This is a genomic window from Geobacillus sp. E263 (genome assembly GCF_007197795.1).
GTDB classification, from domain to species: Bacteria; Bacillota; Bacilli; order Bacillales; family Anoxybacillaceae; genus Parageobacillus_B; species Parageobacillus_B toebii.
In genome coordinates, this window is sequence record NZ_CP041632.1 from 3,178,219 (window position 1) to 3,190,205 (window position 11,987).

Annotated in this window: 12 protein-coding genes; 2 read left to right on the forward strand and 10 right to left on the reverse strand. The window is 46.9% G+C overall.

What is annotated here, in order from left to right; genetic code table 11:
• Nucleotides 1-41 precede the first annotated feature (41 nt).
• Entirely contained in the window at nt 42-1,787 is a 1,746-nt protein-coding gene (locus tag FNL97_RS16205) for an adenine deaminase C-terminal domain-containing protein (protein WP_143416184.1), read from the reverse strand.
• Nucleotides 1,788-1,880: 93 nt separating this feature from the next.
• On the opposite strand from FNL97_RS16205, the gene FNL97_RS16210 reads away from it, so the two are divergent.
• A complete protein-coding gene (locus tag FNL97_RS16210) occupies nt 1,881-2,126 on the forward strand; it encodes a YgaP family membrane protein (protein ID WP_041269786.1) in 246 nt (81 codons plus the stop codon).
• 50 nt (nt 2,127-2,176) lie between these two features.
• Nucleotides 2,177-2,281, forward strand: coding sequence for an EYxxD motif small membrane protein (locus FNL97_RS18780; protein ID WP_353620314.1), 105 nt, complete (start codon nt 2,177-2,179; stop codon nt 2,279-2,281).
• On the opposite strand, the gene purD is transcribed toward FNL97_RS18780, so the two are convergent.
• From purD to purC, 9 genes are read right to left on the reverse strand one after another with little or no spacing between them, the layout of a single operon-like run.
• Nucleotides 2,235-3,527 carry a phosphoribosylamine--glycine ligase gene (purD, locus tag FNL97_RS16215; RefSeq protein ID WP_143416185.1) on the reverse strand — a complete coding sequence of 431 codons (1,293 nt, stop codon included), beginning with the start codon at nt 3,525-3,527 and terminating at the stop codon, nt 2,235-2,237. The two genes, FNL97_RS18780 and purD, sit on opposite strands and share 47 nt — an antisense overlap.
• Before the next feature lie 15 nt (nt 3,528-3,542).
• Complete coding sequence (purH, locus tag FNL97_RS16220) at nt 3,543-5,081, reverse strand: bifunctional phosphoribosylaminoimidazolecarboxamide formyltransferase/IMP cyclohydrolase (RefSeq protein ID WP_012749009.1); 1,539 nt, start codon at nt 5,079-5,081, stop codon at nt 3,543-3,545.
• Nucleotides 5,081-5,665 (reverse strand): phosphoribosylglycinamide formyltransferase, encoded by a 585-nt coding sequence (purN, locus tag FNL97_RS16225; RefSeq protein WP_108430249.1) that lies wholly within the window; start codon nt 5,663-5,665, stop codon nt 5,081-5,083. The genes purH and purN overlap by 1 nt, the downstream gene beginning before the upstream one ends.
• Complete coding sequence (gene purM / locus FNL97_RS16230; RefSeq protein ID WP_143416186.1) at nt 5,662-6,702, reverse strand: phosphoribosylformylglycinamidine cyclo-ligase; 1,041 nt, start codon at nt 6,700-6,702, stop codon at nt 5,662-5,664. Before purM ends, purN begins: the two co-directional genes overlap by 4 nt.
• Before the next feature lie 16 nt (nt 6,703-6,718).
• Nucleotides 6,719-8,131 (reverse strand): amidophosphoribosyltransferase, encoded by a 1,413-nt coding sequence (gene purF, locus FNL97_RS16235; protein WP_143416187.1) that lies wholly within the window; start codon nt 8,129-8,131, stop codon nt 6,719-6,721.
• Nucleotides 8,107-10,335: a phosphoribosylformylglycinamidine synthase subunit PurL gene (gene purL / locus FNL97_RS16240; RefSeq protein WP_143416188.1), complete on the reverse strand. Its 2,229-nt coding sequence runs from the start codon at nt 10,333-10,335 to the stop codon at nt 8,107-8,109. The genes purF and purL overlap by 25 nt, the downstream gene beginning before the upstream one ends.
• A complete protein-coding gene (gene purQ / locus FNL97_RS16245) occupies nt 10,319-11,005 on the reverse strand; it encodes a phosphoribosylformylglycinamidine synthase subunit PurQ (protein ID WP_012749004.1) in 687 nt (228 codons plus the stop codon). The genes purL and purQ overlap by 17 nt, the downstream gene beginning before the upstream one ends.
• On the reverse strand, nt 11,002-11,256 hold the full coding sequence (gene purS / locus FNL97_RS16250; protein ID WP_012749003.1) for a phosphoribosylformylglycinamidine synthase subunit PurS: 255 nt from the start codon (nt 11,254-11,256) through the stop codon (nt 11,002-11,004). Before purS ends, purQ begins: the two co-directional genes overlap by 4 nt.
• Nucleotides 11,244-11,972 carry a phosphoribosylaminoimidazolesuccinocarboxamide synthase gene (purC, locus tag FNL97_RS16255; RefSeq protein WP_143416189.1) on the reverse strand — a complete coding sequence of 243 codons (729 nt, stop codon included), beginning with the start codon at nt 11,970-11,972 and terminating at the stop codon, nt 11,244-11,246. The genes purS and purC overlap by 13 nt, the downstream gene beginning before the upstream one ends.
• Nucleotides 11,973-11,987 lie beyond the last annotated feature (15 nt).

Genomic DNA, 11,987 nt, shown 5'->3' on the forward strand with positions numbered 1-11,987 from the left:
AATGTTTTCTCAACAGCCACACAACCTTTTTCTTTTCTATTTTAACGCATTATCGGCGGAAAGAGTACTGTTTTGTTCATTACATCATAAATTCCCCGTTGTGTAATACGCACATACGGCAAATGTGTCGATTGTAAAAAGAATAGCGAATAAATTGGGTCCACAAAACGATATCCGCGCTGTTTTAATAATTCAACGAACTTTTTCTCCTCATCGATCAACTCTTCTACGCTTTGTTTCGACATCATGCCATGGAGAGATAGCGGAATTTCATGAATGATTTCACCATTTTCCACCAACACAATTCCACCGCCGATTTCACGCATTCGTTGGAAAGCAAGAAACATATCCTTCTTGCTTTTTCCGATTAAAATAATATCCCCTGTAGTCGAATAAGAGCTAACAAGCCCGCGGACATTCGTAGCAAACCCTTTCAATATCGTATTGACACGCCATTTCCCATGGCGATCCATCAGTGCTAAAAAGCTTTCATCATGATCGGTGGACAGTTCGTCACGAGAAGTATCGATCGAAATTGAATATGGCTTCATAATCACCGAGTTTTCCATATACATTCCTATTGGCATCGAAAATTGTAGATCATCCATTGTTAAATGCCAAGATAAGCGAAGCGGCTCTATTCCATAGTCGCTCCACGAGATCGATGGCCATGTAATTGAGTCTTCTCCTTCTCGCTTTACCCATTGTCCTTTCGCAAGCACTTGCACAGGGGCCGGGGCTTCTTTCGCACGCAAAAAGTTAATGTTTGCTATTCTACCTGTCGCAATGCTGCCGTGAAGGTGCTCTATTCCGTAATGGCGAGCGACGTTCACCGTAGCCATATTGTATGCGTCAATAACAGGAACATCATGCTCCAACGCAATGCGAATCAAGCGGTCCATGACCCCTTCTTCATAAAACGATGGCGGCGATCCGTCTGTCGTGAGAATGAACTTATCATACTGATGAATGCCAAGTTCCTTTATTTCTTGTAAAAGCATCGGTAAATCCGGACGAATGGACGAATGGCGTAATGACACGGTATATCCGTGCAAAAGCCGCATATATACTTCTTTGCCTGTCATCGCTTCATGATCGCTATCAGCACCAAGAAGCATCATTTTTGTAAGCGTTTTCTCAGAAGCGCCAGGAAAATGCCCTTCAATTTTTCGTCTTAGCCGCTTTGCTTCTTGAATCCAATGAAGTATCAGATCATCCCCAGCAAGAAGCTTCGGCCAGCCTGTTAGCTCGCCACCTTGCAATACCGTTTCCTGTTCCAGCCACCGCTTTACTCTGGCGTTGGATAACTGTTCTTCTTCTTTCTCCAGCTCCGTCTGTCCATCCAATCGACACCACCAGTACATCGATGACGGAAGCGCATTCATTTTCTTTAAAAAAGAAAAGGCTTGATCATCTGATAAGTGCAACAAAAAGAATAAATTATCGTTAATCAATGTTGTCGTTCCATATTTCGATGCATAGTGCGCAAACGAATGGGGATTATATAATTGAAATGGATGTGCATGTGGTTCAATATAACCAGGAACTAATATATAACCGCCGCAATCGATGATTTCACATTGATCATCGACCCGATCGGGAAACCGTTCCCCGACATACACAATTCGATCATTGTATATCCAAATATTTCCTTTCAACCATTCACGAAAATACGAATGTAAATAAGTCGCGTTCGTTAACACTTTTGTCGGTGACTTTTTTCCATCAATAATCGCAACATGTTCACGCAATTCGTAGCTTTTCCAACGATAACGTTGTTCGCTCATCTATATCTCGTCCCCTTTTTTCCTAATCATGCCATGTAATCATTTTACCGCATTAAAGTCGCTTTCACAATGAAAAAGGAGGGAAAAATGGAGATGGCTAATATCGGTATCGTCAATGCGCTCATTCGTATTACTTTTGGTTTGACCATGCTTGCATGGGCAACGGCAAAAATGACAAGACGGCCTTGGTGCGCTTCTTATCTCATTGTTGCGCTGCTTGCCGCAATGAAAGTAGGAGAAGGGATTACACGTTTTTGTCCAATGACCGCTTTATTTGAAAATAATCGCCGTGAGCAATCGATACGTATAAAAGATGAAACGATGTTCAATCCTACTTAAAAAAGAGACTGGCGCTTGATGACGCCAGTCTTTCCGAAGGAGTGTTCGAAATGTTACTCGAATATATAACAGATATGTCATTTGTACTTGCATCCCTCATCGGCGGTATTATTGCCCTTGCATTTGTGTACGTGCGGAAAAAGCGCGTTCGATAGCTTTATTTCCAATGTCGCGGCGATAAAACAGCTGATCGCATGTAATATACGAAATTCGCTCATATACCGTTTGTTGTGCTTGCTTTAGCGTCTCCCCTTTCGCCGCAACAAGCAACACGCGTCCTCCGTTTGTGCATAACGCGCCGTTTTCCATCATCGTTCCCGCGTGGAACAACAGTGCGCTTTCTCCTAACTGTTCCCATCCTTTAATAACTGCTCCGCGCTCGTATTTTCCTGGATAACCTTTCGCTGCTAAGACAACGCCAATCACTGCTTCTTCTGACCATGTAAGCTCTATTTCACGGTCCGCAAGCAAGTCCAAAATCACTTGAATCAAATCGTTTTGTAAACGCGGCAAAACGACTTGCGCTTCCGGGTCGCCAAAGCGCGCGTTAAACTCGATGACTTTTGGTCCTTGTTTCGTTTCCATTAATCCAGCGTACAGCACGCCGGTAAACGGCCTGCCTTCCGCGGCCATCGCTTTCGCCATCGGCTTGATAATTTGCGAAAGCGCCGCATCAATCGTTTGTGCTGAAATTTGCGGTACAGGAGAGTATGCCCCCATTCCGCCTGTATTTGGTCCTTGATCATTGTCATATGCCCGCTTATGATCTTGGGCAATGACCATCGGATAAACGCGCTCTCCATGGACAAACGCCATGAACGAAAATTCTTCGCCCTCCAAATATTCTTCAATTACTACTTGCTTGCTCGCTTCGCCGAATCGTTTTTCGACCATCATCGCGCTTAGTGCTTCCATTGCTTCCGGCAGCGTTGCAGCAACGATAACCCCTTTTCCTGCCGCTAATCCGTCCGCTTTAATGACAATCGGCGCTCCTTTTTTCTCGACATACGCTTTTGCTTCTTCATACGAAGTGAAAGTTGCATGTTCCGCCGTTGGAATGCCGTACTTTTTCATCATCTCTTTCGCGAACGCCTTGCTTCCTTCGATCAATGCCGCTTCTTTGCGTGGCCCGAAAATGCGCAGCCCTTCCTCCACAAAACGGTCGACAATACCGGCAAGCAACGGGGCTTCCGGACCGACGATCGTAAGATCGATACCCTCTTGTTTTGCAAACTGAACAAGCGCTTCGACATCCTGCTCATCAATCGAAACGAGCTCGGCGACTTGAGCGATCCCCGGATTGCCTGGGGCGGCATATAACCTACTTACGAGCGGGCTTTGCGCGGCTTTCCAGGCAATCGCATGCTCCCTGCCGCCGCGTCCGATAATAAGCACTTTCATGTTATTCCCTCCAACTTAATGTTTAAAATGGCGGATTCCTGTAAAGACCATGGCAATTCCGTATTCATCTGCTTTTTTGATCGAATCGGCGTCGCGAATCGAGCCGCCTGGCTGGATGATTGCTGTGATTCCTGCTTTCGCTGCCGCCTCCACCGTATCATCCATTGGGAAAAACGCGTCAGAGGCAAGCACGGCTCCTTTTGCTTTTTCCCCTGCTTGTTCAATCGCAATTTTCGCCGCGCCGACGCGATTCATTTGACCGGCACCAATGCCGATGGTCATTCCGTCTTTTGCAAGCACGATCGCGTTCGATTTCACATGTTTCACCACTTTCCATGCAAACCGCAACGCTTCCCATTCTTGTTCCGTCGGCTCGCGTTTCGTTACAACTTTAATCTCCGCGTCATCGAGCGTATGCGTATCCGTTTCTTGAACAAGCAATCCGCCTTGTACGGAAACAAGCAGCTTCTCTTTCGTGTTTGGCGCCGTGAAATCAACGGTAAGAAGGCGAATGTTTTTCTTTTGTGTTAAAATATCAAGCGCTTCTTTGCTAAACGATGGGGCAATCACGATTTCTAAAAAGATTTCATGCATTTTTTCGGCAGTTTCTTTATCGACCTCACGGTTTAAAGCGATAATGCCGCCAAAAATCGAGGTTGGATCCGCTTCGTACGCTTTGGTGAACGCTTCGTAAATCGTTGCGCCAACACCGACACCGCACGGATTCATATGCTTCACCGCCACCGCGGCTGGTTCGGTAAATTCTTTGACGATTTGCAATGCCGCATTCGCATCGTTAATGTTGTTATATGACAATTCTTTTCCATGCAGCTGCATTGCTTGGGCAATCGAGAAAGATGCGCCTAACGGTTTTTTGTAAAACGCCGCAGTTTGGTGAGGGTTTTCCCCATAACGCAACGCTTGTTTTTTCTCGAAAGTGATCGTCAATGATTCCGGATACTCTTCTCCAGTTTTATTCGTTAAGTACTCCGCAATCATCGCATCGTACGCAGCTGTATGGCGAAATACTTTTGCCGCAAGCTTTAATTTCGTTTCTACCGAGACATCTCCGTGTTTTTTTAGTTCTTGCACTACCGTATCATAGTCGGCCGGGTCAACGACAACCGTCACATATTGATGGTTTTTCGCCGCCGCCCGCAGCATCGTCGGGCCGCCAATATCAATGTTTTCGATCGCTTCGGCAAACGTCACATCGCTTTTGGCGATCGTTTGTTGAAACGGGTACAAATTGACGACAACAAGGTCAATTGGGGTAATGTGATGCTCGCGAAGCTCGCTTTGATGGCGCTCATTGTCGCGAATCGCAAGAAGTCCCCCATGGATCATCGGATGCAATGTTTTGACGCGCCCATCTAAAATTTCCGGAAATCCGGTAACATCAGAAATGCCTATGACAGGAACTCCCGCTTCTTCTAACGTTTTTTTCGTTCCGCCTGTTGAAATAATTTCCACACCGAGTTCCACTAACTGTTTCGCCAATGATACGATTCCTTCTTTGTTCGATACACTTAATAATGCCCGTTTTACTGCCATTATTCTCGATCCTTTCTATCATGTTCGAGTAATGTTTTTAATACAGCTGGATATAGCTCATGTTCCACTTCATGAATGCGCTCCTCTAGCTGTGCTAGCGATTCTCCTTCGTGAATGGCAATCGCGCGTTGCGCAATGATTGGTCCTGTATCCATTCCTTCATCAACATAATGGATCGTCACACCAGTTATTTTCACTCCTGCGCGGTACGCCTGCCCAATCGCATCTTTTCCCGGGAACGCCGGCAACAGCGAAGGATGAATATTGACGATTTTCCCTTCATATGCATCAAGCAATGTTGGACCAATGAGCCGCATATAACCGGCAAGAGCGATAAATTCGATCTCGTGTTTTCGCAACTCAGCTAAAATCGCTTGTTCAAATTCGGCTTTTGAGTCGTAATCTTTCGGAGAAAAAACGAACGTAGGGATTCGCTCCCGCTCCGCCCGTTCGATCACTTTCGCTCCCGGCTTGTCGCATACTAATAACGCTACTCTTGCTGGCACAATTCCGTTTTTCACCGCGTCGACAATCGCTTGAAAATTCGTTCCGCTGCCGGAAGCAAATATGGCGATATTTTTCATGACATCGCCCCTCCGGCAAACGAAACGCCTTCTCCTTGTTTCACGCGGCCGATTAAATACGCTTTCTCACCAAGTTCTTCTAAGCGTGCGATCACTGGATGAATCATTTCACTATCTACCGCCAGCACCATGCCAATACCCATATTAAAAATCGAAAACATATCACGGCGAAGAAGGTTTCCTTTTTCTTGCAGGAGGTCAAAAACCGGCGGAATCGGCCACGAACCGTAATCAATTTCCGCACCTAATCCTTTCGGAAGCATACGTGGAATGTTTTCTATAAAACCGCCGCCAGTAATATGCGCCATTCCTTTGATTTCAAATTGTTTCATCACACGAAGAAGCGGCTTTACGTAAATGCGCGTTGGTTTTAATAGTTCTTCTCCTAATGGAACACTAAGCGGTTCATAGACGCGATCAAGCGCAAGTTTCGCCTGCTCGAAAACGATGCGGCGAACGAGCGAATAGCCGTTGCTATGAATGCCGTTTGATGCAAGTCCGATGAGAGCATCTCCCGCTTGAATGGCACTGCCGGTAACAAGCTTCGACTTTTCGGCAATACCGACCGCAAAGCCGGCAACATCATATTCATTTTCGTCATACATTCCCGGCATTTCCGCCGTTTCTCCCCCAATAAGAGCACAGCCGGCCTCGACGCAGCCGTCCGCGATTCCTTTGACAATTTGCGCGATTTTTTCCGGTATTGCTTTGCCGCACGCGATATAGTCAAGGAAAAAGAGCGGCTCTGCTCCTTGCACAACGATATCGTTGACACACATTGCCACACAATCGATTCCAATCGTATCATGGCAGTCCATCATAAACGCGATTTTCAGTTTTGTCCCCACTCCGTCCGTCCCGGAAATAAGCACCGGTTCGCGATAGCCGAGTGAAGATAAATCGAACATCCCGCCAAAACCGCCTAATCCGCTGAGCACTTCAGGGCGCATTGTTTTTTGCACATGCTGCTTCATCAAGGAGACCGCCTTATACCCTGCTTCAATATCCACACCCGCTTGTTTATATGCTTCTGCCACGTCGAGTCCCCCTTTTTTACTTTGTTGCCATAAACAGCGACCGCGCTTTATGAATATCTGTCGGATAGTTTCCGGTAAAACATGCCATACATTGCCCGCGTAATGGTAGATGAGGAGGGCGCCCAATCGCTTCTAACAGCCCTTCCTGACTTAAAAACGCCAAGGAATCTGCTCCGATGATTTGGCGGATTTCTTCTACCGTATGCTTAGACGCAATCAATTCCTCTTTTGTGGATGTATCAATCCCGTAAAAACAAGGATGAGTGATCGGCGGCGAGCTGATGCGGACATGCACTTCCGTCGCTCCTGCTTCGCGAAGCATCGCAACAATGCGTTTGCTTGTCGTGCCGCGCACGATCGAATCATCGACCATGACGACGCGTTTTCCCGCGACAACGCCGCGTACCGGGGAAAGTTTCATTTTTACTCCTTGTTCGCGAAGTGACTGGGACGGCTGAATAAATGTACGTCCGACATATCGGTTTTTAATGAGCCCAAGCTCATACGGAATACCCGTGGCTTCCGCGTAACCAATCGCAACGGAAATGCTTGAATCAGGCACGCCGGTGACAATGTCCGCTTCCACCGGAGCTTCAAGCGCCAGGCGTTTCCCCAGATTTTTTCTTGCTGTATGAATGTTGATGCCATCGACATTGCTGTCTGGACGAGCAAAATAAATGTATTCCATGCTGCAAATCGAACGTGATTGCGCTTGTGCAAATCGTTCAGAACGCATTCCTTCCGCACTGATGATGATTAGCTCTCCCGGTTCCACTTCCCGCTCATACGTCGCGCCAACGACATCAAACGCGCACGTTTCGGAAGCGATAACATATGCATTGCCAAGCCGCCCGATGGAAAGCGGGCGGAACCCATGCGGGTCGAGCGCCACGTACAACGCTGTTTCCGTCAATAGCAGGAAAGCGAACGCTCCTTCAACATACGTGAGCGCTTCTTTAATTTGCTCTTTGAATGTCGGCGCATGGCTGCGGCGAATGAGATGAGCAAACACTTCCGTATCCGATGTCGTTTGGAAAATGCTACCTTGCTCCTCCAGCTGAAGCTTTAAGTCCATCGCGTTGACGAGATTGCCGTTATGTGCAAGCGCAATGCTTCCGGTTTGCGAACGGAACAGAAGCGGCTGAATGTTTTCATAGCCGCCTCCTCCCGCGGTTGAATAACGAACATGACCGATGGCGGCCGATCCTTTTAGCGCTTGAAGCTCTCCGTTGCTGAACACTTCGGTAACAAGCCCTAATCCTTTATGTCCTTGCAACATTCCTTGATGGGCGACAACAATTCCCGCTCCTTCTTGTCCGCGATGCTGAAGACTATGCAAACCGTAATATGTTATTTGCGCCGCATTTTCGTGTCCCCAAATGCCGAAAACACCACACTCTTCGTTCAATCCTTTGATTTCAGCAAGCATGGAATAGCTCCTTTCCAAACGCTTCTCATTTGCTCGACTGAAAGCTGGATGACAACTTCTCCGCTCGCTCGTTCAACAAGAAGCGTGCCATCGTTTGTTACTTCGCCAATAAGCTTCGCTTCCACAAGCTTTTCAAACTTTTCTTGATTTTCTTTTTTCACGGAAACGATGAAACGAGATTGTGTTTCACTAAATAATTGAGACGTTATATCCCCGTCCACTGTTACTTTCGCGCCAAGGCCGTTTGTGCTCATCACGCATTCCGCCAGAGCGACCGCAAAACCGCCTTCTGCGATATCGTGCGCGGATGCGACGACTCCTGCTTGAATCGCCGTCAGCAATTCTTGCTGCCGCTTTGCTTCCGTTGCTAAATCAATTTCCGGCGCTTTTCCAAAAATGCGGCCTTCTAGCAATTTTTGCAGCTCGCTTCCGCCGAACTCCTGCTTCGCTTCCCCAATCACATAAATGAGATCGCCTGCTTGTTGAAACGCTTGTGTAGTAATATGACGAATGTCCTCCACGAGTCCAACCATGCCGATAACAGGTGTCGGATAAATGGCTTCTCCATTTGTTTCGTTATATAAAGAAACGTTTCCACTAATGACTGGAGTTCCTAACACTCGGCAAACTTCGCTCATTCCGTCAACGGCTTTTTCTAGCTGCCAAAAAATTTCTGGTTTCTCTGGATTGCCGAAATTTAAGCAGTCTGTAATCGCCAGCGGTTTCGCTCCTGAACAGACAATGTTTCGCGCCGCTTCCGCCACGGCGATTTTTCCACCCGTTTCTGGATCTAAATAAATGTAGCGCGAGTTGCAATCGGTCGTCATCGCCAGCGCCTTGTTCGTGCCGCGGATGCGCAAGACCGCAGCGTCCGATCCTGGGGCAACGACCGTATTTGTCCGCACCATGTAATCGTATTGTTGATACACCCATTCTTTGCTTGCAATCGTTGGCTGGGCTAATAACGAAAGCAGCGTTTCTTCATAGTTGGAAACAGCCGGAACATACGGTTCCATCGCTTGAAATTCGCGATAATATGCTGGTTCTTTCGACGGTTTATGGTATACTGGCGCATCTTTGGCTAAGGCGTCGACCGGGATTTCGGCGACGACTTCCCCACGAAAATAAAGGCGGAGCATTTTGTCATCGGTCACTTTGCCAATCGCTTTCGCTTCGAGCCCATATTTTGCAAACAACTCATAAATTTCTTGCTCGCGTCCTTGTTTGACGACAAGCAGCATCCGTTCTTGCGATTCGGACAGCATCATTTCATACGGAGTCATGCCTGCCTCGCGCTGTGGAACAAGATCTAAGTTCATCTCGATGCCAAAACCCCCTTTGCTCGCCATTTCCGCCGAAGAACTCGTCAAGCCCGCCGCTCCCATATCTTGAATGCCAACAAGCGCATCGGATTTTACTACTTCCAAGCACGCTTCAAGCAATAACTTTTCCATAAATGGATCGCCGACTTGAACAGCCGGTCGTTTCGCTTCTGATTGCTCGGTCAATTCCTCGGAAGCGAACGTCGCTCCATGAATGCCGTCGCGTCCTGTTTTTGCTCCGACGTACATGACCGTATTCCCTACACCCGATGCGATTCCACGCTGGATGTCTTCATGACGGATGATGCCGACACACATGGCGTTAACGAGCGGATTTCCTTCATAAGCCGCATCAAATTGCACTTCGCCGCCAACGGTTGGAATGCCAACGCAATTGCCGTACCCAGCGATTCCCGCAACGACATGCTCAAATAAATATTTTACGCGCGGAGAAGTCAATTCCCCGAACCGAAGCGAGTTTAACAAAGCGATAGGGCGCGCTCCCATCGAAAATACATCACGGATGATCCCGCCGACACCAGTCGCCGCTCCTTGATACGGTTCAATGGCGGACGGATGATTATGGCTTTCGATTTTAAACGCCACCGCCAGCCCATCACCGATGTCAACGATGCCCGCTCCTTCCCCTGGACCTTGAAGCACATGTTTTCCTTCCGTCGGAAACTTTTTTAGTACAGGTTTAGAATTTTTATAGCTGCAATGTTCTGACCACATGACCGAGAAAATTCCCGTTTCTGTATAGTTTGGCAGACGTCCAAGAATTTTCTCGATCATCGCGAACTCTTCATCCGTTAATCCCATTTCCCGATACAGTTTTTCTTCTTTAATCATTGTTGGGGTTGGCTCAAGCAGTAACGACATGTGTTTCCCTCCAATATTTCACGATCGATTGAAACAATTTTAATCCGTCAGCGCTGCCAAGAAGCGAATCAACAGCTCGCTCCGGATGCGGCATCATTCCAAGTACGTTCCCTTTTTCATTGACAATTCCAGCGATGTCGTCCAAGCTTCCATTTGGGTTTTCCCCATGATAGCGAAAGACGATTTGCCGATTTTCGATCAGCCGCTTCAGTGTTTGCTCATCACAGTAATAATTGCCTTCACCGTGGGCGATTGGAATCGTAATCACTTCCCCTTGTTTGTAAGCGGACGTAAACATCGTTTCGTTATTTTCGACTCTTAATGAAACCGGACGGCAAATAAATTTCAAACTGTTATTGCGGCGCATCGCTCCTGGAAGCAGTCCTGCTTCTAGCAAAATTTGAAACCCGTTGCATACGCCTAGCACCGGCTTTCCTTCATCTGCCGCTTTTTTCACTGCTTTCATGACATTGGAAAAGCGGGCGATCGCTCCGGAGCGAAGATAATCTCCATAGGAAAATCCTCCTGGAAGCAAAATGGCGTCAAATCGATCAAGGTTTTCCGCATCATGCCATACATATTCCACTTCTTCTCCTAATTCATCGGCAATCGCATGATACATATCGACGTCACAGTTGGAACCTGGAAACACAATGACCGCGAATTTCACTGTACGACTACCTCCTCAATTTCATAGCGGTAGTCTTCAATCACTGTATTCGCTAGGAGCTTTTCGCACATTTCACGAACAAGGACATCAATATCGCGCTCGCTTTTTTCGATGACAAGCTCCATAAATTTTCCGATTCGTACATCCTGCACTTCCTTATAAGACAAGCTATGGAGCGCTCCCTTCACCGCCGTTCCTTGCGGGTCTAGCACACTTTCTCGTAACGTAACATATACTTTTACTTTGTACATGCTGATTCTCCCCCTAATCGTTGTAAAATCGTTTCATAGGCATCCGTTAAGCTTCCTAAATCACGGCGAAATACGTCTTTATCAAGCTTTTCGTTCGTTTCCATATCCCACAAACGGCAAGTGTCTGGGGAAATTTCATCGGCAAGCAAAATCGCTCCTTCTGCATCAACGCCAAACTCTAATTTAAAATCAATTAATCTCACACGGCAGTCTGCGAAATGTTTCGTTAATACGTCATTCACTTTTAAAGCTAGTTCCTTCAAAACAGCAATTTGTTCTGAGGTAGCCAGCTTTAAAATCGCGATGTGATCTTCTAATAAGAGAGGATCACCGAGGTCATCGTTTTTGTAATAAAATTCAATGAGAGGCTTTTCCAAGCGGGTTCCTTCTGGGATGCCAAGCCGTTTTGCTAGACTCCCAGCAACAACATTGCGGACAACCACTTCTAGAGGAATAATCGTCACTTTCTTGACAAGCTGCTCCGTAGCAGATAATTTTTGAATAAAATGATTTGGAATTCCTGCTTCACAAAGCTTTGAAAATAATACACTTGTAATTTCGTTATTAAGACGCCCTTTCCCCGCAATCATCGCTTTCTTTTCCCCGTTAAACGCAGTGGCGCTATCTTTATACTCGACCCATAATACGTTCGCATCATCAGTCGTATACACTTTTTTCGCTTTTCCTTCATATAGCAATGCCAGCTTTTTGACCATCAAAAAGGCCCCCTA

Coding starts and splice junctions, on each gene's coding strand:
- FNL97_RS16205 (WP_143416184.1), bottom strand. CDS start 1,787: ATGAGCGAACAACGTTATCGTTGGAAAAGCTACGAATTGCGTGAACAT.
- FNL97_RS16210 (WP_041269786.1), top strand. CDS start 1,881: ATGGCTAATATCGGTATCGTCAATGCGCTCATTCGTATTACTTTTGGT.
- FNL97_RS18780 (WP_353620314.1), top strand. CDS start 2,177: ATGTTACTCGAATATATAACAGATATGTCATTTGTACTTGCATCCCTC.
- purD (WP_143416185.1), bottom strand. CDS start 3,527: ATGAAAGTGCTTATTATCGGACGCGGCGGCAGGGAGCATGCGATTGCC.
- purH (WP_012749009.1), bottom strand. CDS start 5,081: ATGGCAGTAAAACGGGCATTATTAAGTGTATCGAACAAAGAAGGAATC.
- purN (WP_108430249.1), bottom strand. CDS start 5,665: ATGAAAAATATCGCCATATTTGCTTCCGGCAGCGGAACGAATTTTCAA.
- purF (WP_143416187.1), bottom strand. CDS start 8,131: ATGCTTGCTGAAATCAAAGGATTGAACGAAGAGTGTGGTGTTTTCGGC.
- purL (WP_143416188.1), bottom strand. CDS start 10,335: ATGTCGTTACTGCTTGAGCCAACCCCAACAATGATTAAAGAAGAAAAA.
- purS (WP_012749003.1), bottom strand. CDS start 11,256: ATGTACAAAGTAAAAGTATATGTTACGTTACGAGAAAGTGTGCTAGAC.
- purC (WP_143416189.1), bottom strand. CDS start 11,972: ATGGTCAAAAAGCTGGCATTGCTATATGAAGGAAAAGCGAAAAAAGTG.